The organism is Nocardia sp. NPDC003726, from assembly GCF_053586955.1.
In genome coordinates this window covers 104,615-128,415 of sequence record NZ_JBSFNF010000020.1, presented here as the reverse complement: position 1 = coordinate 128,415, position 23,801 = coordinate 104,615, and the positions used below count along the sequence as shown (strand labels likewise).

The following is a 23,801-nucleotide window of genomic DNA, read 5'->3' as shown; positions in this document are numbered from 1 at the left end:
CCCGAACCACTCACCACCACACCAGCAACAACCAAAGCCGAGACCGTTATCGGAGCAGATACACGCATTCGGCCACACCCAATCCTCGACGTCGTCCGCGTCTCGGGACGGATGCACCGCACGGGACAACGGAGTCCTTCTGCCTGGCCGTATCGACGACCCGGGCTCTCTCCCCGACAGGGAGCGAACCCTCGATAACATAAGGTACACAATGTCGAGTACATCGCGGTCGGGATCGCGGAAATTCGCGATAACTTAACGCTTCTCGCGACACCTCATGAACCCAGGGTACCGACCCGAGCCGCCCCGTGCCCGTACCCGTTGCACCCGTTGCCATCACCGCACGGGACGCGTGATTCCGTGCGGCGCTGCGCCTTCCGTCCGCAACGGCGTCGCAGAGCTATTCCTCCGCGAAGTACAGCAGCACCGACGACGCCGCGACCACGCCGCCGCGCTCGCCCAGATGCCGGTCCGAGCCGTCCTCCGGACGCCATCGCGGGCCGAGCACCCACATTCCACCGCTGGGAACGGTGCGGTCGAAGGCCTCCTGCCCCACCGGGTGGGCCGGGTAGAGGACTCCACCGTCGACGGGCGGCTGCCCGTCGACCAGGATCGGCGCTCCCGCACCGGCACATGTGATGCGATCGCCTTCCGTCGCGATGACCAACGCGATTCGATATTCGACGGTCGCCCAGCCCGCTCGCGACCCGTCGAACATGACCGATTCCCCGACTTTCGGCCGGTAGCCCGTCCGCGGCGGAACACGAGTCACGAGTTCTCCAGGCCTGACATGCACGGAGGGGGCGCACGGGAACGCCTGGGCGCCGCACTGCGCTCCGCTCGGATCAGGCCCGTATGCCACACAATCGGACCGCGTCCCGGAGCCCGGCGCGCTGGACCGATGACACAACTGCCATCCGCTTTCCGCTTCGGCACTCGACACGATCGCGCGACTGGCTGGGGACGATGCCATCAGCGCCATCGAAGTGACGTCGGCGCCCGGCCACGCCGCGGTGTGAAACCCGTATTCCCCCAAGATGTTCAGCATGAACAGGGCCGCGCCGACACCAACGCCGACCGTGGCTCCGAGGCCCGCAGGCGGCTGCGGCCACAGCGCTTCGGAGGCATCCGCCCGAGATCGCGCGAAGGGGCCGACCCGCAGCAGCCGCGGCGCCGCGAGCAACAGTGCCAACGCGACGGCGGCCGACAGTCCCCGGACATCGGACAAACCTTCAGGGAACTGCTGCCGCTTCATCAGTTCTCCCGTCACCCAGTTCGGCAGGCCGGACGCCTCCATGGGCAATCGCGCATAGAGGAAGTAGGCCCACAGCAACGACGGCAGCCAGGGCAGCATGAGCACGGCGGCGCCGGCCGCCAAGGTGGCGACGACGACCCGGGGACGGTCGACCGTCGCGACGACCGGTAGCCAGCTGCGTGCCGCCACGTGGACACAGGCGCTCACCCCGATACAGCACATGCCGAGCGCGGTGGCCCATTGCGACAGGAATTCGCCGGTCGCCGACCAGGTGTGGCCGATGGAGCCGTGCGCTACCGGATCCAGTGCCAGCACGCGCCCCAGCACCATGCCCAGCGCCAGAGCCGAACCATGGGCGAACGCGATCAGCAAGATGTGGAACGCGCTGTCCCGCAGCTGCATCGCATCCGCCTCGACACGCACCCACAACGCGTTGCGCAGCGCCGCCTGCGCGAGACCGCTGGTCGCGACCAGCGTGGTCAGCGTCATCCCCACCAGCGGCGCTATCGGTGTGCGCAATCCGGCCACCGCGGTCACCGCGTCGACCAGATCGTAAGCCAGCATGGCGCTGAAGCCGATGGTGACCAAGGAAAGCAGTCGCGGGGCCAGCAACTCGCCGGGGGCGTCCAGCATTCGCCGCCTGTTCCGTGCCGAGGGGTGCATGCCGAACCGTGCGCGCAGTCCCGGGTACCCTCTGGGCCGCGGTGCATCGTCCAGCAGTCGCCGCAGCTGGACCGGGTACGCCCGTGCGGCACGGAGGTCTGCGTAGTACTCGCGCGCCCGCAGCAGTCCATTGCGGATCAACAGGGTCGATCCGAGCAACACGACGATCCGCCAGCCATAGGTGAGCGCGGTCCGCCAATCACCGGTCGCGAGTTCCACCAGCATCCAGCAGCCGAACGGGATGCCGCCGAGCAGCACGAGCAGACGCCATGTCCACACCGCGAGATAGGCCGGATCCAGATCGCGATTGCGGATATGGGCCAGTTCGTGCGCGACCACCGCGTCCACCGCGCCGTCGCCGGTGCCGCGCCGCCACCGTTCCACCAGACCGCGACCGAGAACGACATAGCGGCGCCGGTACCGACCGAACGCCCGCCCACCGACGCGAGTGTCGGCCGGATCGAGCAGGAACCGCACCTCGGTGTTCCCTGCCGAAGCCACCAGTTTCATCGCCAGCCCGGAAAATTCGCCGGCCGGGAGCGCGATCAGCCTGCGCCGCCGGATATGCCAGGACGGCCACAGCCAGTAGACCGAGGCGACAGCGATCGCCGTGGCGACGACGGAGAGCATCGCGATCACCGACGCCGTCGCGCCGATACGGCTGGAGCAGGCGCCGACCGTCGCGGCGAAGGTCGCGCCATGCGCCGGGTCGGCCGGTGCGGCGGAACCGGGGTCGTGCCCGCCGAGCGACGTGATCAGCGCTCGGACGCACTGCTCGGTCGCCAGCCGGTAGGGCGTCCCGAGCGCGGCTCCCGCGAGCACCTGCCAGCAATTCCACATGGTCGCCGCGGCGGCGAGCACCAGCACCGCGAAGCGCAGGGTGGTGCCCGAACCGAATGCTTCCGGGGCGGGGCGCATCAGTCCGGCGGGTCGTCCGGCGCCGCCAGCTCGCCTACGATCGCCCCCGCCAGGAGGTTCGCCTGCTGATCGGTCAGCCCGTAGGCGAGTATCGCGCGCCTGGCGGCGTCGCGGGTGGCGTTCAATTGCTCGGAGCTGAGCGGTTCGGCCGCCGCGACCGCCGCGGCGCGCCGCCGCCACGGCAGCCGGCTCAGGCGGCCGCGCAGGCCACGCGCGGTGCGTTTGCCGGAATATTCCAGGAGCGCGTCCACCGCACCCTTGGTCGCGGCCAGCACCGCGACCGTCACCACCGCCTCCACCGCACCGACTCCGAAGCCGAGCAGTTCGTCCGGACTCGGGCCGCGCCGACGCGCCGCGTACGCCGCGGCGGTGACGTCGAACAGCGGCAACTCTTCCGGCGCGTGCGCGGCGACGACTGACCGTGCCACCGCAACGACATCGATCGGTTCCGCATCCGCGATACTCAGCGCACTACCCCCTCGGCGTCGACGACTGGTCGAAAACCATTCTGCCGCACGGGCGCTGTTCCGTTGCGGACCCGCAACCCAGCAGTGAGCCGCCACCGATGCGTCAGCCGCGGGTTATCGGCCTCACGCCGCCTCGCTCGGCGCCGACTCGGCGGCCGTGGCGGTCGCCACGGTGGCTTCGGCGGCGCGCTCGGCCTCCTCGACGGTGCACCGGCCGAGGCCGCACGCCGTCGCCACACCGTACGCGGCCCGGCCCGCCGCCGCCTCGAACAAGGCCAGGCTCTTGATGCTGTCTTGCGCTCCGGCCGGCGACACCACCCCGGCGATGACCCGCCACTCCGGGTCGAGCCTGCGCAGCGGCCGGTAGAACGCAGGCTCCAGCGGAGCCGGATGAGCACCGTAAGCGCAGGGGATGTGCGCGGGCGGCAGCGGCACGGCGCGAGCGCGCAGGTCTCGCGCGAGGGTGTTCAACAGCCGCACCGCCGGCGCGAGACTGCGCGGCGCGAGCAGTTCTCTGTGCTGATAGTCGCCATAGCACAGATGCAGGGTGGTCTGTGCGCCGATCTCGTGTGCCCGGGCGAGGAAGCCGGACAACTGACGCGCGACCAGACGGCCGGCCGGAGCCTGCGCACCGAGTCGCGCCGCCTTCACCAGGGCGAGCTGGGCGATCGGCGACTCCACCTGCCAGGTGACCAGATCGCCGTGCTCGGCTGTCACCTGCGCCATTTCGGCCAGCACGGCCTCGACGAAGACGGGCAGGTTGCGCAGCGCTGGGGTCACCGTCCGCAGGTGGCGCAGCGCGCGCCCGAGCGGAAGCCCGTCGGCCACCGCCGCGCCTGCGAACACGAACAGCGCCAGATCCAGCGGATTCGGTTGGCTGATCTGCAATCTCGTTTCGGCGAGTTCGGGATGCCGAGCCCGCAGCGCGCGAAAGGCGGTGACGGCCGCGCCGATGCGGTCGACGCGATCCATCGCCACGTGCCGGGGTTCGAGGGTCGCGCGCCGGCGAATGCCGTACACGCGCATGTCGGCGTAGTCGGCGAAGTCACCGCCGCGCACCACTTCGAAGACGTCGTCGTGTCTGTCCCGCTCGCGCAGGTACTGCACGACCCAACTGGGATCCAGGTCCCGCGGCACACCGGTGAGCCGGTGGCCCCGGCTGCGCTGGACGAACCACTCCAGCACAGCGCTGTCGCCGGTCGTCAATGGCTCGGGCAAGCTGCCCACGAAGTGCACGAGTCGCGTCATCGCCTGTCCAACACGTAGTCCGCGCGAGACGGGTCCGGCGTTCGCCTCCCGCTCGGGGCCCCGATCCGGCGGCCGCCGAGCAGCATAGGCCGATTCGGTAGCCGGAAATTCGCCACTGGTGGGAAGTTGGTGCCGGATCGATGCGGCGACTTTCCGGAAACGCCCCGCGTGGTGCGATCGCGTCCGCCGCGACTACCTGGTAGAACTCCGCCATGGTCGATCGAACGCGGTTCGCGCGATTGGCGCTGGAGCAGGTGGCCGCCGAGTTGGACGGCACGGCTCTGCGCGGCGGCTACCTCACCTCGGAGCGGATGCGATTCCTCGCGACCAAGGTCCGCGACGCGGGGTACGCGTACGACGAAGCTCTCGAATCGAACGCCGCACCGGAATGATCCCCCGCTCTACCCGCGCCTGTCCTGCGGGGTTCGGGCTCCGGTGACTCCGGCACGCCCGCTCGGCGCTCGGCCGGCATCGACCCGGTGTCGCCACATGGTGGCCGGGTCCCAGTCCGGCGCGGTCCGGCCACGCGTGAGCGGGTAGGCGGCCAGCCCGATCAGCAGCGCCGAACAGTGCCCGACGCCGGTGAAGGTGGGATGGATCAGCAACGGGGTGGCGAACCACACCAGGATTCCGCCGAGGTACAGCCACCGCCACGGACGGGCGACATGGTAGGTCAGGATCCCGATGATGGCGGCGAGAAAATAACTGACGCCGATATCACGCACATCGACCATCCCCGGATCGGCGTACCCGTGGCGGATGGCAACGGCCAGGATGCCCTCGCTGAAATACGTGGCCGCGACGTGCGCGCACAGACCGACGATCGCCCAGCGCAACGAGCCGAGCCACCGTTCCGCCGGGGCGTGGAAGACACAGAACAGCACCAGGTAGGGCAACCAGAAATAGCCGTCGATCCACAGCAGACTGGTCAGGAGGGCGTGCAGTGGATCGGATTCGAGGTTGCGCAGGTTGGTGGAACGCTCGCCCAGCAGGCGCTCCAGATCGCCGCGCGGCACCAGGTGCTGGATGATCGTGGTGCCCAGCAGCAGCGTCAGCCAGGCGAAGGTCCACGGCGCGGTGCGCGCGTACTGCCATGCGGACGCCGTGCGGCCGGTGCGCGTCCCGCCGCCGTCGGCTGTGTGAGTCATGGCGCGGCCTTCCTGCGGGAAATCCTTCGCCGAAGGACGCGACCCGCCCGGCCGCGTTGCCGAATCGAGGCGCACTCTCCTGGCTCTGCCAGCTGAAACACTACTCTCCGGCCGGCCGGGGATCCCACCGATGACCGCCCCGTCCCCGGGACGCGTCCTGGGAATGCCGCGACTACGTGGCCGACGCGCCGGTCTCGGGCGGCTGCGCGGCAAGCGGCCCCGTGCGGTTGGCGGTGAGCATGCGCACCGCCGCGATGCGCAGATCCGGACGTGCCCGCCGGGCGGTGAGCTCGGCCAGGCAGATCTCGCCGACCATGGCCACTTTCATCCGGGAGGCGGCGTCGGGGTCGGGCCATCCGGCGGCGGCCATGTCCGGCCGTCCGACCGCGATGAACAGCTCGTGGCGGCGGCCGATCTCCTCGCGCAGGTCGGGGTCGGTGCGTGCCTGCACCATGAACGCTTCGGTGCCGCGGGCATGGAGACAGGCATCGAGGAACGCGTCCAGACTCGGGGCGATCCGCTCGACGCCCGGCGGAATCCCCGCCAGCGCCGCGGCCACCGACTGCGACAGCGCGTCGAAGAAGCGGCGGTGCAGCGCGATGACGTAGCTGCGACGGTTGACGAAGTGGTGGTAGAAGGTGCCCTTGGCCATCCCGGCTTCCTCGACCACCGCGTTGACCGAAAGACGGTGCAGCCCCTCGCGTTCCGCCACCACGGTGCCCGCGATGAGCAGCGCCGTGCGACCGGGGTCGGCAATGACTGTCATGTTTCCGAATTCTCCCCACTCTTTCTGAAAAGGCTAGTGTCGTGCACCGGCCGCACCTACGCTGTGACCGATCGGTCGGTCGAAGCCTAGCCGGGTTCCGGATGGACCATCGGGTCATCGAGGACCGATCTGATTCCGGGCGACCCTGGGGGTTCGAAATGTCCGCTGAGTTTAAATTGGTGAGCGGCGATGTGGTGCCACTGGCATCGAACGCAAGCTATCTCGTGTCGATCGACGAGTTGTTGCCCGCGGATTCGCCGCGGTCGAACGGGGAAGACCGCAGGCATATCGCGCGATTGGCCGAGAGCGACACCGAATTACCGCCGATTCTGGTGCATCGCAGCACCATGCGCGTCATCGACGGAATGCACCGGTTGCGCGCCGCGCAATGGCTCGGCCGCGAGCACATCGATGTCGTGTTCTTCGACGGGACACCGGCAGAGGCTTTTCTGCGCGGTGTCGAGCTGAATACGACGCACGGTCTGCCGCTGACACTTTCGGACCGCAAAGCGGCGGCCGAGCGGATCATCGAGACGATGCCGGAATTGTCCGACCGGGCCATCGCCTCCACTACGGGACTGTCCGCGCGCACGGTCGCCACGATCCGCCAACGTTCGAGTGCGGAAATTCCGCAGTCGAACATCCGCGTCGGCGCCGACGGCAGGCGCAGGCCGATGGACCGCGCGCAGCGCAGGCGCCGGGTCGCCGAGCTGCTGGCGACCTCGCCGGACATGCCGCTGCGCGCGCTGGCCGCCGCGGCGGAGGTGTCCATCAGCACGGCGCACTCGATCCGCAAACGCTTGCGCGAGACCGGATCCTGCGAGGACGACACCACCGCGGATCAGCCGGAGGGCAGCGCGCTGCTGCTGCAACAGCTCACCCGCGACCCGGCCATGCGGCACAGCCAGCAGGGCCGCGACCTGCTGCGCTGGTTGCACACCCACTCGATGCAGCGCGAGGTGTGGACCGCGCTGGTGGCCACGGTCCCCCCGCATTGCATCCCGGCCGTCGCCGAACTCGCCAACCGCAATGCCAAGGAATGGCGAGCGCTGGCCGGCTACATCGAATCCGGCGCCGCCGAATAGCACCGGCCGCACCCGCATTCGCCACGGCCGCAGCCCGAGAAAAGGTCATTCATCATGCTTGTTGGTCTCGCACGTCTGGCGACCCGGCGACCGCGATCCGTCCTGTACGGCGCGCTGCTGATCGGCATCGTCTGCGTCGCGCTCGGCTGGTCGGCGCCCGCCCACCTGAAGTCCGGCGGCTACATCCCGTCCGACACCGAATCCGCCGAGGTGGCTGCGTTCCTCAACCGCGAATTCCCCGGCGCGGCGCCGAATCTGGTGCTGCTGGTCACCGCGCCGGACGGACTCGACGGCCCCGCGGCGCGCACGGTCGGCGAGCGCGTGACCGCGCAGCTGCGCGGCCGCGACGACGTCGACGCGGTCCAGTCCTACTGGGAGCTCCCGCCGGATCTGCGCCAGGCCTTGCGCGGCAACGACGGTCGCGACGGGCTCGTCCTGGCGCATGTCACCGGCGACGACACCGACGCGCCGAAGCGGGCCGGAGCGATCGCCGAGCAGGTCGGCGGCGACTTCGACGGCGTGACGGTGCGGGCGGGCGGCCAGGCGGTGGCGTTCGACGAGATGAGCCATCGCATCGTCACCGATCTGCTGATCACCGAGGCGATCGCGATACCGCTGACCGGCCTGGCCCTGATCCTGGTCTTCGGCAGCCTCACCGCCGCGCTGGTCCCGCTGGCGGTCGGCGTGTTCAACATCTTCGCGACGCTGCCGATCCTGCGGCTGCTCACCGAGGTCGGCGACGTGTCGATCTTCGCGCTGAACATGATGAGCGCCTTGGGTTTCGCGGTCGCGATCGATTCCAGCCTGTTCATGGTCAGCCGGTTCCGCGAGGAACTCGCCGCCGGGCACGACACCGCCGCCGCCGTCTCGCGCACCGCGCGCACCGCGGGACGCACCGTGCTGTTCTCGGGTGTGGTGATCGCGCTGTCGCTGTCGACGCTGCTGGTCTTCCCGCTGTATTTCCTGCGTTCGCTGGCCTACGCGGGCTTGGCCGTGCTCGGCGCGGCCGTATTCACCACCTTGCTGTTGGTGCCCGCCGCGCTCGCGCTGCTCGGCCCCCGCGTCGACGCGCTCGACCTGCGGGTGTTGCTGCGCCGGCGATTCCGGCGGCCCCGCCCCGAGCCCGTCGAGCTCACCGCCACCCGGTGGTACCGCTCGGTGCGGCTGGTCATGCGCCACCCGGCCGTGGCCGCGCTGGCGGTGATCGCGCTGTTGCTGGTGCTGGGATCGCCGTTCCTGTCCATCCGGTTCGGCGCCGCCGACGACCGGGTCATCGCCGGGGCCTCCAGCCACGTGGTCGGCGACGCCTTGCGCACCGGTTTCCGGGAGAACGCCATGGCCGGTGTGGTGGTGGCCATGCCCGGCTACCGAGGCGGCGACACCGACATCGCCGCCTACGCGCAGCGGTTGTCGCGGGTGGAGCATGTGACGTCCGTGCTGTCCGCGGCGGGCGTGTACGCCGGCGGGCTGAAAGTGGCCGCCGCGCCGCCTGGCCTGCGCGACGACGCGGGCACGTATTTGCGGGTGGGCACCCGGCTCGACCCGTACTCCCCCGCCGCGATCGCGCAGCTCGACCAAGTGCGCGCGGTTCCAGCGCCCGGCCGGGCGCTGCTCGGTGGCGCGGCGGCCGAAAGCGTCGACACGCTCGACGCGCTCGCGGCGAAAGTGCCCGTCGCCGTGGTCGTGATCGCGCTGTCGACGCTGGTGGTGCTGTTCTTCTTCACCGGCAGCGTGCTGCTGCCGATCAAAGCGCTGCTGCTGAACACGCTGTCGCTGGCGGCGACCTTCGGCGCCATGGTCTGGATCTTCCAGGACGGTCACCTGGCCGGCCTGCTCGGCTTCACCCCGACCGGTTACCTGGTGCCGACCATGCCGATTCTCATGTTCTGCATCGCCTTCGGCGTCTCGATGGACTACGAGGTCTTCCTGTTGTCCCGGATCCGGGAGGAATGGCTGTCCACCGGCGACAACACCCGCGCCGTCGCGACCGGCGTGGCCCGCACCGCCCGGATCTTCACCGCGGCCGCCTGTCTGATGGCGATCGCCTTCGCGGGCATGGTGACCTCACACGTGTCGTTCATCCAACTGTTCGGCCTCGGCCTGACCCTGGCCGTGCTCAGCGACGCGACATTGATCCGCGGCGTGCTCGCGCCCGCTCTGATGCGCCTGCTCGGCGCGGCCAACTGGTGGGCGCCGCGCCGGCTCGCCGCGTGGCACCAACGTATCGAAATCCCCGAGACCAGCGCAGCTCTCGAGCCAGTACCCAAGTAGTGCGAGAGGAACAACATGGCGAAATTTCGCACAGGCGTGATGGATTCCGGCGTCTACACCCGGTTCGCGCCCGATCTGCAATTTCGCGGCAGTCGCTCGGTGGCGATGGCGGGCGGGGCGGACTCGCTCTGGGTGACCGACCACCTGCCCTCGATCCTGCCCGCCTCGATCTGGAAACCGCGGCACGTCGGCATCACCCGGCTGGCGCCGCACGCCGACGGCATCTACGAACCGTGGACGGCGCTGGGCTATCTCGCCGCCCAGAACCGCTTGGCCCGCCTGCGGCTCGGCGTCGGCGTCACCGACGCGGGCCGCCGCAATCCCGCCGTGACCGCGCAGGCCGCCGCCACGCTGCACCAGTTGAGCCGGGGCCGCGCGATTCTCGGCATCGGCACCGGGATCAGGGACAACAACGAGCCCTACGGCGTGGACTGGTCCGCTCCGGTCGGCCGGTTCGAGGAGGCGCTGGCGACCATCCGGGCACTGTGGGACTCCCGCGGCAGCCTGGTGACCAGGGACTCCCCGTACTTTCCCTTGCGCGACGCGGTCTTCGACGTTCCGCCGTATCGGGGTAGCCGCCCGGAGATCTGGGTGGCCGCGGGCGGCCCGCGCATGCTGCGGGCCGCCGGGCGCTACGCCGACGTGTGGTTCCCCGGCTTCGCGCAGCGCCCGCACGAATACCGGCACCGCTTGGAGCTGGTGCGCGCCGCGGCCTCCGACGCCGGGCGCGACCCGTCGTCGGTCGCGCCCGCCGCCGTGTTCAGCGTGCTCACCGCCGCCCGTCCCGGGCAGGTGGACGCCTTGGTCGAGAGCGTCGGCGCGCGGGCGCTGACCCTGTGCGCTCCCGGGGAGATGTGGACCAGGCACGGTGCCACCCATCCGCTGGGCGATGACTTCACCGGCCTGCAGGACTACCTTCCCCAGACGCTGGACGAGCGCACCGTGCTGGACTACATCGAGAAGGTCCCGGCCTCGCTGGTGCGGGAATTCTGCCTGGCCGGAACGCCGGATGAGATCGTCGAGCAGCTCGCGCACTGGCGCGACCACGGCCTGCGCTATGCCGTGCTCATGAATCTCAGCGCAATTCATCCGAGCGTCACACAGGGGATGATTTCGAACGCGTCCCTGGTGGCGACGTTACGTAAATTGAAGCGCCTGTAACGCAAGACAATTGACGCACGAGCGGCCCGAGCAATAGCATGCATTCGAGCGAAGGAGCTCGTCATAATATTTGTGCTGCTGCGGTCGGGGGGCTCAGCATGGTCCCGCATAAAAGGCCAGGAGAAATAATGGTCGACATTGCAATAGTGGGTATCGGCTGCCGTTTTCCAGGCGGCGTATCCGATGCGGAAAGCTACTGGAATTTTCTGCTGAACAAAGGCGACGGGATCGTCGATATCCCGCCGGATCGCTGGAGTATCGAAAAGTACTACGACCCGGATCCGGACGCGCCGGGACGTATGTACACCCGGCGCGGCGGATTTCTCAGCCAGCCGCTGTGGGATTTCGACGCCGATTTCTTCGGCATCGCCCAGAAGGAGGCCGCCATCCTCGATCCCCAGCAGCGGCTGCTGCTGGAGGTGACCTGGGAGGCGCTCGACGACGCGGGCATGGCGGGCCGGGTCTCCGGCCATCGCGTCGGCGTCTACGTCGGCGGCTTCATCCTCGACAACGTGCTCGGGCGCAGCGGTCCGCTGGTCCGCTCGGCGATCACCAGCCACACCGCGATGAGCGCCTCGCACACCTTGCTGTCCAACCGGATCTCCTATCTGCTCGACCTGCACGGCCCCAGCCTGACCGTCGACACCGCCTGCTCGTCCTCGCTGGTGGCGACGCATCTGGCGGTGCAGGCGATCGCCAACGGCGAGTGCGAGATCGCGCTGGCCGGCGGGGCGAACGCGATGCTGCAGCCGGAGACGTTCATCTCGATGTGCAAGGGCCGGTTCCTGTCGGTCGACGGCCGCTGCAAGACCTTCGACGCCGCCGCCGACGGATACGGCAGGGCGGAGGGCGCGGGCGCGGTGCTGCTCAAGCCGCTGGACGTGGCCCAGCGCGACAACGACCGCATCTACGCCGTCATCCGCGCGACGGGCGTCAACCAGGACGGCCGAACCATGGCCATTCCGGTGCCGAATCCCGTTGCGCAGGAACAACTCGCCCGTCAGGTGCGCGATGACGCCGGCGTCGCGGCGCACGAGGTGAGCTATCTAGAGGCGCACGGCACCGGCACCGCGGTCGGCGATCCGATCGAGATGTCCGCGCTCGGCGCGGTGTACGGCGCGGTGGACGGCCGCGGCGAACCGGTGCCGGTCGGCTCGGTGAAGAACAACTTCGGGCACACCGAGGCCGCGGCGGGGGTCGCGAGCCTCATCAAGGCCGCGCTCACCCTGCACCACCGCACGGTCGCGCCCCAGTTCGAGCTGACCACGCCGAACCCGCAGATCAAGTTCGACGAGCTACGACTACGTGTCCCGCTGCGCCCCGAGCCACTGCCCGCTGCGCCGGGCAAGGGTGTGGTCGCGGTCAACGGCTTCGGTTACGGCGGCACCAACGCCCACGCCATCCTCGTCGAAGCGCCGTCATCGGCCGCGCGGGCCGAGGACGAGCGCCCGGTGCCGCGGGTGCTGCCGGTCTCCGGCCGCCACGAGACCGCCGTGCGCGCGCTCGCGGGCGAACTCGCCGACGCGCTGGACCGGCATCCCGCCGACGCGCTGACCGCCGCCGCCTGGACCCGCCGCGCCCACCATCCCCTGCGGGTCGGCTTCGCCTACGACGACGCCGACGACCTGCGCACCCAGTTGCGCGCCTTCGCCGACGGCGAGGGCCGGGCCCCGTCCCGCATCATCGGCGACGGCGAGGTGGAGCCCGTCTTCGTCTTCAGCGGCATGGGCCCGCAGTGGTGGGGCATGGGCCGCGAGCTGCTCACGACCGACAGCACGTTCGCCAAGGTCGCCAGGGAGATCGATCGGGAGTTCGTCTCGATCGCGGGCTGGTCGATCCTGGACGAGATGCTCGCCGACGAGGACGGCTCGCGGATCATGCAGACCGCCTACGCCCAGCCCGCCAACTTCGTGCTGCAGGCCGCGCTGACCGCCGAACTGGCCGAGTACGGCGTGTATCCGGCGGTGGTGGTCGGGCACAGCGTCGGCGAGGTCACGGCCGCGTATGTGTCCGGCGCGCTGTCGCTGCGCGACGCGCTCACCGTCAGCTACCACCGCGCCCGGTTGCAGGCGACCACCGCGGGCAGCGGCGGCATGCTGGCCCTCGGCATGTCCGAGAGCGAAGCACGGGAGTTGCTCGCCCGCACCGACAGCATCTGCGTCGCCGCGGTGAACAGCCCCGGCGCGGTCACCCTCGCAGGCGACAGCGAGGACCTGGAGCTGCTGCGCGACACCCTGTCCGCCACCGGCACGTTCGCGCGCAGCCTGCGGGTCGAGGTGCCGTACCACAGCCATCTGATGGACCCGATCCTCGACGACCTGCGCGACGCGCTGGCCCAGCTGGCGCCGCGGGACGCGAAGCTCACCACGTACTCCACCGTGACCGCCGCCGAGATCGCGGGCACGGACTGGGACGCGGACTACTGGTGCCGCAACGTGCGCGAGCCGGTCCGCTTCGCCGACGCCATCGGCGCGCTGGTCGACGCGGGTCACCGGGTCTTCCTCGAAGTGGGTCCGCACCCGGTGCTCAGCGGCAACATCCGCGAGATGCTGATCCATCGCGGGGTGATCGGCGCCGCGGTGACCACGCTCTCGCGCGATCTGCGCGACCGCAACAACGTGCTGCGCGCCGTCGCGGACCTGTATGTCGCGGGCTCTTTGGACGGTTCGGCCGTGCCCGGTCGTCCCGACTCCGTCGTCGGGCATCTGGATCTGCCCGCTTATCCGTGGCAGCGCAAAAGGGTCTGGCACGACGAGGCGGTCACCCTGCTCGATCGCCTCGGTACGCCGGACGGCTACGCGCTGCTGGGCGAGCCGACGACCGCGGCGGGCTCGGAGTGGGAGGTGCAGCTGTCGGTGTCGCGGCTGCCGTGGCTGCGCGACCACGTCGTGGCCGGACATGTCGTGCTGCCCGGCGCGGCCTACCTCGACGCCGCGCTCAGCGCCGCCGTCGAGCGCACCGGACGCACCAGCGTCGGGCTGGAGTCGGTGGAATTCGTCGCGCCGCTGGTGATCGACGAGCACGACATCCCGGTGCTGCGCGTGAGCGTCGAGGAGTCGACCAAACGCTTCCAGATCCGCTCCCGCTCGGCGACCGCGGCCACCTGGACGCTCAACGCCCACGGCAGGCTCATCGAAGCCGACTTCACCTCCGCCGTCGTGGATGTCGCCGCCCCCGAGCACGCCGTGGCCGTCGCAGGCCCGGATCTGTATCGCGGTCTGGCCGCTCGCGGCCTGGACTACGGACCCGCCTTCCAGCGCATCGTCTCGGCCGCCGTCGGCGCGGACGCGGTGGTGGCCTCGCTCGCGCCCGTGCAGCAGGACGCGCCGATCCGGCACCTCGCCCACCCCGCCCTGGTCGACGCCGCGCTGCAGTGCATCGCCGCGCTGGCCGCCGACTCGGACACCGGCGTGGCGATCGTGCCCGCCGCCATCGCCGGGGTGCGCCTGCTCGGCCCGCTGCCGCAGCGGCCACGGGTCGTGGTGACCCGGCGCGGCGCCGACCCGCTGCGCGCCGACATCGCGATCGTCGGCGAAGGGGGCGAGGTGGCCATGCGGTTGCTCGGCGTCGAGTTCCGCCCGGTCAGCGCGGCGATCGAGGTCACCCATCAGCTGGAACGCGTGTTCTATCAGCCCCGGTGGGAGATCGTCGAGACGCAGGCCGGCGCGCGGTCCGAGCAGGAGGTGGTGGTGGCCGTGTGTGTCGGCGCCGACGCCGCCGACCGCGCGACGTCGCTGCTGGGCGAACGGACCGACGTCACCATCGTGCTCACCGATCCGGACGCAAGCGACAACGACGAACGCCTGCGGTCGGCGCTGCGCTCGCCGGACGGCGCTCCGATCGCCGAACGCATCCGGGTGGTCGTCGTGTTCGGCGACGCGTTCGACGGCTCGCGCAACGTCTACTGGCTGGCGCGCGCGGCGAATGCCGTCGAGCATCTGCTCGCCGACGCGCCGCAGGTCCGCGTCCGCGCCGTCGTCGTGACCGAGCAAGCGTTGTGCACGCCCGCCGACAGCGGCGCGAAGGTCTCGCACGGCGCGCTGGTGGGCGCGCGGCGCGCCCTGCTCAACGAACAACCCGCGGCGGGCTGGCGGCTCGTCGACGCGAACGCGGGCTCCGAGACTCCGCCTGCGGATCTCGTCTTCTCCGACGACGTGCTCGACGAGATCGCGGTGCGGGGAACCGACCACTGGGCGGTGCGGCTGGACCGCAATTTCGGCGCGCATCTCGACGAGCGCAACCGGGCCACCCCGCTGGCGGACCCGGACGCCTCGTTCGTGGTGGAGATTCCCCGTTCACGTCTGATGGCGGATCTGGCGTTGCGCGAGACCGATCGGGTCGCACCAGGCCCCGGCGAGGTGGAGATCCGGATGGAGACGGCCGGTCTCAATTACAAGGACGCGATGAAGGTCATCGGCGTGCTCACCGAAAAGGAACTCGCCGGCACCTATTTCGGCACGACGGTCGGCATGGAGGGCTCCGGCGTGGTCGAGCGCGTCGGGCCCGGCGTCACCGATGTCGCGGTCGGCGACCGGATGATGGTGTGCGCCCGCGACATCCTGCGCAAGTACGTCACCATGCCCGTCGACGCGGGCGCGACCATGCCGCACCGGCTGCTGCCCGGCGAAGCCTACGATCCGCTGACGTGCGGTTCCGGATTGCCGTTCCTCACCGCGGAATTCGGGTTGCGGACCCTGGCGCGGCTGCGGCCGGAGGAGACCGTGCTGGTGCACGGCGCGGCGGGCGGCATGGGCATGGCCGCGGTGCAGGTCGCGCTGGACATCGGCGCGACGGTGATCGCCACGGCGGGCACCCCCGAGCGGCGTGCGCAGGTGCGCGAGCTCGGCGCGCACCATGTGCTGAACTCGCGGTCGGCCGACTTCGTCGACGAGATCGCCGAACTCACCGGCGGCCGCGGCGTCGACGTGGTCTACAGTTCGGCGCCCGGTGAGATCCTGCGCCAGAACTTCCGGGTGGCCGCCGAATTCGGCCGGGTCGTCGACATCGGCAAGGCCGACATCTACACCGGCGGGGTCATCGAACTGGCTCCCTTCGACCGCAATCTCACGTTCTTCTCCGTCGACATGGACCGGGCGCTGGCCCACGATCCGGAATTCTTGCGCACGCCGATGCGCGCCAGTCACGCGGCGTTGCGTGCGGGCACGTACCGGTACCTTCCGTATCAGGCCTATCCGGTGTCGGAGCTGGCCGCGGCGTTCGAGTCCGTCGCGCGATCCGATCAGATCGGCCGGGTCGTGCTCGACCTGCGCGAGGAACGGCCGATGGTGCGCCCGAAGCTCGCCCATCCCAGGATCGATCCGGACGGCTGCTATCTGGTGACCGGCGGCTTCGGCGGCTTCGGTCTGGCCACCGCGCGCTGGCTGGTGGCCGAGGGCGCACGCACACTGGTGCTCGTCGGCCGCAGCGGCGCGTCCACCCCGCAAGCCAGGAACCAGGTCGCTGCCTTCACCGCCGCGGGCGTGTCGGTGATCGAGGAGCGAGTGGACGTCGCCGACTATGCCGCGACGGTTGCCCTGGTGGAGCGCATCCGGTCGGTCGCCCCGCTGCGCGGTGTCTTCCACGCGGCAGGGGTGGTGAACAACCTGCCCATCCCGCAGATCACCCAGGAGTCGCTGGACGATCTGTTCGCCAAGGTGCGCGGAGCCCAGCATCTGGACCGGGCGATCGAGGCCGCCGGCATCGAGCCGGACATGTTCGTGCTCTACTCCTCGATCAGCGCGCTGGGCTGCATCACCCCGCAGATCGGCTACGCCGCCGCCAATGCCGCCTTGGACGCGCTCGCCGCCGACCGCCGTGCCCGCGGCGCCGCGGCGCTGGCGGTGAACTGGGGCTTCATGAGCGGCGGCGGCATGGCCGACAAGACCGAGGCGCTGGCGGACTACGTCAAGTCGATCGGCTTCCTGCCCATCGACATGGACCGGGCCACCGCCCTGCTGCGCGAATGCCTGGCGCTGGACGCCCCGCAGGTCGCGGTGGCCGACATCGACTGGACGGTGTGGTCGCGCGTGGCGCGGCCGTCCACCGATACGCGTCGCTTCCGCCAACTGCTCGCCGACATCGGCGTCGGCGACGAGGCAGGCGGCGCACTGCGCACCGAGATCCTCACCCTGCCCACCGAACAGCGCGCCGACTTCGTCGCCCGGCGCCTCGCCGATCAGCTCGCGGTGGTGCTCGGCGTGGACACCGACACCATCAACATCGACGAGCCGGTCACCGATCTGGGCATGGACTCGCTCATGGCGATGGAATTCGGGGCGCGCACCGAGAAGGAGCTCGACGTCAAGATCTCCGCGCTCGAGCTCAGCAGGGGCCTGTCGCTGCGCGGCATCGGCGCCAAAGTGGTCAGCCAGTTCGCCGAGCCCGACGCCGCGGCCGCATGAAAGGCACCCACATGTCCACCGAACTCATCGCTTACGCCGATATCGACACCGTGCTCGGGCACCGGGACGGGCGGTTCTTCGGCGAAGGCTACAAACGGATCACCCACAGCATCTTCGACATCACCCTCGACCGCGACGCGGAGGACAGGCCACGGCTGTCGGCGACCGCGGGCGTGCACTATCCGCTGGACTGGTCGCGCAAGAGCACTAGGGTGCTGGTCCCGCACGTGAGCAGCATCGATTGCTCGATCTTCGGCTACCGGCTGCTCGAGGTGATCCTGCGTGAGTGCTACGGGCTCACCGATGCCGAGATCCGTTCCTGCTGGGTGCCTTTCGTCCAGTTCAGCAGCGGGACCATCGCGACGGAGTCGCTGGCGGAGTTCCCGATCAGCGCGACCGTCGTCGCGGTGGAGGGCAACACGATCGGCATCACCGGCGCACTGGGCGGCGGTATGAGCCTGGAGGCCACCGTGGCGTTGCCCGCGCCACCGCAGCCCGCCCACGCCGCACGGCGCACGGTGCACGAGACGGGACGCGGGTACTTCCACGGCGGGGTGTACGCCCGCGGACAGTACCTGCGCAATGTCGTCGTCTCCGACGGCGGCAGCCGGGCACAGGCGGATTTCGCGCTCGCGGAACCGGATCCGGCCGGGCCCTGGCACGGCGTGGCCGACGCCTATCAGCCTTCCGTCACGCTGGTCGACGCGACGGTGATCCTGGCGCAGCTGTCCCAGGTCGTGCTCTACGAGCTGGACAACATCGCCCGCAAGGACAGCGAAACGCTGTGGATGCGCCGGATGACCGCGCGCGCCTCCGCTCCCCCGGCGCCGTTCACCGCGGGCACCGCGACCACGCGCATGGCGCGATCCATGGTCCTCGCCTTCGGCGGCGGCGACTGGCGCATCTCCAGCTGGGCGTCGGACTTCGCCGGGTGCGAGATCCGATACGACCTCGCGCACCGGCTGCCCGCCTAACCCCGCGCATTTCCGAACGTTCAGAAAGGCACTCTCATGTCGGCGAACAATTATCGACGCATCGTGATCTCCGGGACCTACTCGACCGGGAAAACCACCACCTCCACGGCCCTGTCCCTGCTGACCGGCATTCCCCGGGTGGACGCCTCCTCCGCGCGCGAGGTGGTCACCGAGCTCTATCCGGGCATGCGGTTCCAGGACCTGAGCACCACCGAACTGATGGCGCTCGGCTTCCGCAGGCTCGAGCTGCGCATCCAGGCCGAGGCGATCCTGGACGCCCAAGGCGGATTCATCGCCGACGGCTCGGTGCTCAACGAGTGGGTCTACGGCACCACGCGGCTCATCACCGGGCCGAACCCCGGATCGTCGCGATGGCACAAGGCCGTCAAGAACACCCTCACCCTGCCCGGCCGGCCGTTCTACCGCCGCTATCTCAACGCCTACGGCGACATGGCCAGGCAGCGCGCCCGGCAGAACTACGACATCTTCTTCCACCTTCCGGTGGAGGTGCCGATGGACCCCGACGGCCACCGGCCCGTCGACGAGCGCTACCGCGCCATCTCCGATCGGCAACTGCTGCACGCGATCAGTGAGCTCGGGCAGCCGGTCGTCACGGTGCGCGGCACCCCGGAACAGCGCCTGGAATCCATCGTCTCGATGCTCGACATCCCCACCGTGATGGACGTCGACGTCGCGGTGAAGGAGGCGATGGAGATCGTGCGCAGCAGCCGCGAGCGCGTCCAGGAAACGATCATCGCCCAGCAGCAACCACACACTTTCGGCCGCAAGATCAAGTTCGCCACCCGCGTTTAGGAGCACGCCATGACCGTCCTGCTGGACAAGACCAAGCGCTACAACCCGATCGACTCGTGGTTCTACGACAATTTCATCTCCGATGCCGTGCGGGAGATGACCCCGACGCTGTTCGACGACATCGTCGCCCAGCTCGACGACGGCGCGCAGGTGCTCGACGTCGGTTGCGGCGGTGGGCAACTCGCGGTGGGGCTGGCCACCACCGGAACCACGTTGCGGCTGACGGGGATCGACCTGTCCCCGCAGCAGGTGCGCAGGGCGCGCAAGCGCGGCGCGCCCCTGGGCAGCCGGATCCAGTTCCGGGAGGGCTCGGCGATGGACCTGCCGTTCCCCGACGCCGCTTATGACGCGGTGATCAGCTCCGGCTCGATCAAACACTGGCCGAATCAGCGCAAGGGCCTGTCGGAGATGATCCGGGTGCTGCGGCCAGGGGGCCTGCTGCTGGTGATCGAGGCGGACCGGGGCTGCACCTTCGAGGACGCGCGGGCGTTCGTCGACCGCTGGAAGCTGCCGCAGCCGATGGCGCGCGCCTGCCTGCCGTTCTTCCGCACCTACATCGCCGGCTACGGCATCGACCTGGAGGACGGCCGCGAGCTGGTGGCCGATCTCCCGGTCACCGATGCGACGGTGCGCCGCATCGCGGGCGAGCCGGGCATCCAGATCACCGCGCGCAAACTCGACGAGTGAGCAGCGGTCGGTCCGACCGGTGACCCGGCCGGGCGGCGTCACGGCCGAGACGTCGCCCGGCCCGCGTTCCGGTCTCAGGTACGACGGGCGCGCTGCGGTTTGCGTGCGGCTTCCTCGGTCACCTCGGCCTGCCGGTCGGCGGGCACCAACGCCAGGATGTCCTCGCGGGAAGCGATCATCAGTTTCTGCAGGACCGCCGCCATCTGGGCGTCGACGGTCTTGAAGGAACTGCCGCGGCGGGCTGCGATGGCGGTGTTGGTCCAGCCCGCCGCCGCCAGCACGGCCACGTCCTGTTCGGCCGCCGACAATTCCTCCCACTGCGAGGGTCGGCGACGCCGGACCGGATGTTCGACGGGCAGCCGGTCCAGCGACAACTTCCCCAGCGCCAACTGCGCCACCTCGCCCAGCTCCGGACGCAGCAGCGCGCCCTCCTGTTCCGCCACCGCGAAGGCGGCCTCGCCCAGAACCTGACGGGCGGTGTCGGCGGCGACCTCGGTCTCACTGGCGAACGGTCCGAGATTGGCGATGTTCACGCCGATCCGCTCCCGCAACGTCGCCCCGCCGCCGAGCAGCCGCGCGACATCGCGCGCCTGAGCCGTCACCGTGCCGGAGCGTTCGGATCCGGTATCGCGGATCAGGCGCGCCAGCGCCCATGCCTGGATGTGGACGGCCCACACCACGCCCCACTGATCGCGCATCGCCAGCTGTGTGGTCAGCGACGCCCGTATCACGGCGACCGCTTGGTCGGGGTCGCCGTGCTTGGTCAAGGCGATCCCCCGCGCCAGTCCGGCCCACGATGCCGCCCACCGCGCGCCGGAGAGTTCGGCGTGGTCCGAATGCCGCCGGGAGATCTCCAGAGCCTGCGCCGGTGTGCCGAGCAACGCCGCGGCCAGCGCTTCGAACAGTTCGCCCATCGCGGCCCCACCGCGGTCGCCTTCGGCGGAGAACTTCTCTCGGGCCCGGGCCAGCACCGCGATCGCGCGCACGTCACGGGGCAGCAGCATCAGCTCAGCGCCCCTGGCGAAGTCGATCGATGCGGGCAGATCGAGGTCGTCGAGTCGCTCCCGCCACCCCGCTCGGGCCGCGGGGTCGGGCAGGCAGAGGGCGACGGCTTCGTCGAGCATCCGTTCGGCGTCGTGGTGCATGCCCTGGCACAGGCAGATCCACGCGATCAGCGACATCGCCGTCACCTGCAGCGGCACCGGCTGCGGGTCCAGCGCCCTGCTCGCGGCCAGCGTACGCTCGGCCCAGCGGCGTGGTTCGCGCAGCGAACCGGCGAGAAACGGGCTGCGCAGCGCGATCAGACCGGCGGCGATCTCCAGTCCGACCGCGGCCTCCTCCGCAGTCGCGAGGCTGCCCGCCATGGCGCACAGCAGGTTGTCCCAGGCCGCGCGCGCCCAATTCAGCAGGTCCTGTTCGCCCGGCCCGAACCATCCGGCTCGAGCCGCGACGACCTTGTCGCGGTAGTAGCGGCGGTGCCTGCGCGCCAGCCGCGCCGGTTCACCGTCGCGTTCGGCCAGACGCTGCTGGGCGAACAAGCGGACGCTCTCCAGCAGCGAGTAGCGCACCGTTGCGGCGGTCAGATGCACGGTGACCAGCGATTGGTCCGCGAGCCGCTCGAGCAGGCCCTCGATCTCCCCGCGGCGCAACCCGTCCGGCTCGTCGTCGGCGCAGACCGCCTCGATCGCCTCCAGTTCGGCGCCGACGTCCGACTGCGCCGGGTCCGCGTTGTCCGGATCGACGTCGTACCCGGCCGCGAAGACCGACAGCCGGTCGAACAGCAGCCGCTCTTTGTCCCGGCACAGGTCATACGACCAGGCGATGACGTCGCGGATACCCTGGTGCCGTGCGTCCGCGCCGACCCGGGGACCGTGCGACCAGCGCAGCCGCCGGTCGCCGGCCTCACCGGTGAGGTCACGCAGGATCATCGGCAGCGGCCGGCGCAACAGCCGTGCGGCCGCCAACCGGATGTAGAGCGGGTGGTTGTGCACATGGCGGCAGATCTCCGCCGCCAGCTCGCTCTCCTCCTCCGTGACGGTGTGCCCCGTCAGACCGGCGCGGGCCCGAAACAGCGTCAGCGCCTGTTCCCGCGACAGCGCGGGTACCGGCACCAATTGTTCGTCGACCCATCCGATCGCCTCGCGGCTGGTGGCCAGCACGGTCAGCCCCGGAGCCGCGTCCAGCAGGTCGGCGATCACCCGCCCCGCGCCGTCCAGCACGTGTTCGCAGTTGTCCATCACCAGGATGGTCTGCAAGGTGCGCCCGACCGCGTCGCGGCGGCGCAGGGTGTCCAGCACCGCCTCCCAGGCCGACCGCCCGGAGAAGTCGGCATCGATCAGCGAGCGCGCGACCTGCTCCTCCACCGCCGCCGCGTCGGAGCCCCGCGCAAGCAGCGCCAAGCGCACCCAATGCACCGGAACGCGCCGCGCTTTGTGGAACCGCTGCACCGCCTCGGTCGCCAGTCTGGTCTTGCCGATGCCGCCCGCACCGATCAGCGTGACGAGGCGGGTGCCGCCGAGCAGCGCCATCCCGATCTTCTCCAGTTCCCGCTGACGCCCTACGAAATCACTGGCGCCCGGGGGCGCAGACCCCGGACCCGACGCACGTCCTACCGACACAGCAGGGCAGCGTAGTCGGGTCGCTCCCCCGATTCCCGAGTCTCTACCGATGTGCGCGACCCACCTATACGCGGACGATTGCGCTGGCGCGGCAGTCGATCGCACGATCGGAAGGAGACGACGGTGGGACGGATACTGGTACTCGGGGCGGGCGAATGCGGGTTACCCCTCGCTCACCGTCTGCTGCGCGGCGGGCGGTCGGTGACGCTGGTCGCCGATCGCGATGCCGAAGCGGTGCTCGCGGGCACCGTGACCAGCACCCAGGTCAAATTCCCGCCGACGCTCGATCTCGAAGCGGATCTCGGCCTGGGATTCTGGCGCTCGACCGCGCCGAACATCGAGGGCATCCGGTTCACCATGGCCGTCGATCGCGCGGTGGTGGTCACCTGGACCGGACGATTCACCCGCCCGGCGCAGAGCGTGGATCAGCGGACGGTGTTCGCCCGCTGGCTCGGCGAGTTCCTGACCGAAGGCGGTGATCTGCGCATCACCGAACTCTCGGTACCGGAACTCGACCAGCACGCCGCCGAGCACGACCTGACCGTGGTGACCCGGGCGGGTCGTGAGCTGGCCGGCTGTTTCGAGGCCGATGCGGCGTGGCCGGTGCACGCCGCGCCGATGCGACGGCTGGCGGTGCTGTACCTCGACGGTGTCGAGCCGGACCCGGAGGGCCTCGGTTCCTACACCGCGCTGCCCGAGCACGGTGAGGTGATCTCCTATCCCGGCCTGACCGGACGGCCGGGGCAGGAACGCCGCTGCGAGATGCTTCTTTTCGAGGCGCGGCCCGGCGGTGCGCTGGACGGGTTCGAGCAGCACGGCACGCCCGCGCGACGCTGGGCGCACGCCAGGGAACTGCTGAACGCCCACTTGCCCGCCGAGATCGCCGAACGGTACCGGCATGCCGAGCCGACCGATGCCGGGGCGACGCTGGTGGGCGCGGTGACTCCGGTCATGCGCCGTCCGGTGGGCATCCTGCCGTCGGGCAAGCCGGTGCTGGGCGGAGGCGACGTCGTCTGCCGGATGGACCCGGGCGGCGCTCAGGGCGCCAACAACGCCGTGCACTGCGCGATCCGCTACGGCGAGAGGATTCTGCACGATCCCGACGGCCCCTACGACCGCGCGTGGATGGAGTGGGCGGCCGCGCCGTGGCTGACGGCCGTGGCCCACCCCGCCGCGCGGTGGACGGCCACGGTGCTCGATCCGCCGCCCGCCATGCGCGAGATGATGCTGGCCGCCCAGCACGACACGACACTGGCCGACGCCTTCGCGAACACCTTCGCGCGGCCGGCGAACCTCGCCCGGCTCGCGGCGACCGCGCCGTCCTGA

15 protein-coding genes are annotated in these 23,801 nt (G+C 70.3%); 9 read left to right on the top strand and 6 right to left on the bottom strand.

The features are described from left to right. Positions 1-400: 400 nt before the first annotated feature. The 3 genes from ACWDMM_RS24610 to ACWDMM_RS24600 all read right to left on the bottom strand — a co-directional run bounded on the left by ACWDMM_RS24610 (position 401) and on the right by ACWDMM_RS24600 (position 4,551). A complete protein-coding gene (locus ACWDMM_RS24610; RefSeq protein WP_357208647.1) occupies positions 401-2,836 on the bottom strand; it encodes a M48 family metalloprotease in 2,436 nt (811 codons plus the stop codon). After that, positions 2,836-3,264: a hypothetical protein gene (locus ACWDMM_RS24605; protein ID WP_195083078.1), complete on the bottom strand. Its 429-nt coding sequence runs from the start codon at positions 3,262-3,264 to the stop codon at positions 2,836-2,838. The genes ACWDMM_RS24610 and ACWDMM_RS24605 overlap by 1 nt, the downstream gene beginning before the upstream one ends. Before the next feature lie 162 nt (positions 3,265-3,426). Continuing rightward, positions 3,427-4,551 (bottom strand): hypothetical protein, encoded by a 1,125-nt coding sequence (locus ACWDMM_RS24600; protein WP_357208649.1) that lies wholly within the window; start codon positions 4,549-4,551, stop codon positions 3,427-3,429. A gap of 212 nt (positions 4,552-4,763) precedes the next feature. Here ACWDMM_RS24600 and ACWDMM_RS24595 point away from each other — a divergent pair, with 212 nt between their 5' ends. After that, the gene (locus ACWDMM_RS24595) at positions 4,764-4,943 is read left to right on the top strand and encodes a hypothetical protein (RefSeq protein WP_195083076.1); all 180 of its coding nucleotides are present in this window, start codon (positions 4,764-4,766) and stop codon (positions 4,941-4,943) included. A gap of 9 nt (positions 4,944-4,952) precedes the next feature. Here the strand turns inward: ACWDMM_RS24595 and ACWDMM_RS24590 are convergent, their stop codons facing one another. Then, on the bottom strand, positions 4,953-5,699 hold the full coding sequence (locus ACWDMM_RS24590) for a rhomboid-like protein (RefSeq protein ID WP_357208651.1): 747 nt from the start codon (positions 5,697-5,699) through the stop codon (positions 4,953-4,955). A gap of 172 nt (positions 5,700-5,871) precedes the next feature. Next, the gene (locus ACWDMM_RS24585; protein WP_195083074.1) at positions 5,872-6,465 is read right to left on the bottom strand and encodes a TetR/AcrR family transcriptional regulator; all 594 of its coding nucleotides are present in this window, start codon (positions 6,463-6,465) and stop codon (positions 5,872-5,874) included. Positions 6,466-6,623: 158 nt separating this feature from the next. On the opposite strand from ACWDMM_RS24585, the gene ACWDMM_RS24580 reads away from it, so the two are divergent. The 7 genes from ACWDMM_RS24580 to ACWDMM_RS24550 all read left to right on the top strand — a co-directional run bounded on the left by ACWDMM_RS24580 (position 6,624) and on the right by ACWDMM_RS24550 (position 19,857). Continuing rightward, positions 6,624-7,550, top strand: a complete 927-nt coding sequence (locus tag ACWDMM_RS24580; protein ID WP_195083073.1) for a ParB/RepB/Spo0J family partition protein — start codon at positions 6,624-6,626, stop codon at positions 7,548-7,550. Between the two features lie 54 nt (positions 7,551-7,604). Further along, entirely contained in the window at positions 7,605-9,821 is a 2,217-nt protein-coding gene (locus ACWDMM_RS24575; RefSeq protein ID WP_195083072.1) for an MMPL family transporter, read from the top strand. Positions 9,822-9,836: 15 nt separating this feature from the next. Continuing rightward, on the top strand, positions 9,837-10,982 hold the full coding sequence (locus ACWDMM_RS24570; RefSeq protein ID WP_195083071.1) for an LLM class flavin-dependent oxidoreductase: 1,146 nt from the start codon (positions 9,837-9,839) through the stop codon (positions 10,980-10,982). A gap of 128 nt (positions 10,983-11,110) precedes the next feature. Further along, positions 11,111-17,383, top strand: coding sequence for an SDR family NAD(P)-dependent oxidoreductase (locus ACWDMM_RS24565; protein ID WP_449939750.1), 6,273 nt, complete (start codon positions 11,111-11,113; stop codon positions 17,381-17,383). 11 nt (positions 17,384-17,394) lie between these two features. Continuing rightward, entirely contained in the window at positions 17,395-18,357 is a 963-nt protein-coding gene (locus ACWDMM_RS24560; RefSeq protein WP_357208655.1) for an AvrD family protein, read from the top strand. Positions 18,358-18,393: 36 nt separating this feature from the next. Continuing rightward, a complete protein-coding gene (locus tag ACWDMM_RS24555; RefSeq protein WP_195083068.1) occupies positions 18,394-19,170 on the top strand; it encodes an ATP/GTP-binding protein in 777 nt (258 codons plus the stop codon). 9 nt (positions 19,171-19,179) lie between these two features. Next, entirely contained in the window at positions 19,180-19,857 is a 678-nt protein-coding gene (locus ACWDMM_RS24550; protein ID WP_195083067.1) for a class I SAM-dependent methyltransferase, read from the top strand. Between the two features lie 74 nt (positions 19,858-19,931). Here the strand turns inward: ACWDMM_RS24550 and ACWDMM_RS24545 are convergent, their stop codons facing one another. Then, positions 19,932-22,475 (bottom strand): helix-turn-helix transcriptional regulator, encoded by a 2,544-nt coding sequence (locus ACWDMM_RS24545; protein ID WP_195083066.1) that lies wholly within the window; start codon positions 22,473-22,475, stop codon positions 19,932-19,934. A gap of 123 nt (positions 22,476-22,598) precedes the next feature. On the opposite strand from ACWDMM_RS24545, the gene ACWDMM_RS24540 reads away from it, so the two are divergent. Beyond that, positions 22,599-23,801 carry a styrene monooxygenase/indole monooxygenase family protein gene (locus ACWDMM_RS24540; protein ID WP_449939747.1) on the top strand — a complete coding sequence of 401 codons (1,203 nt, stop codon included), beginning with the start codon at positions 22,599-22,601 and terminating at the stop codon, positions 23,799-23,801.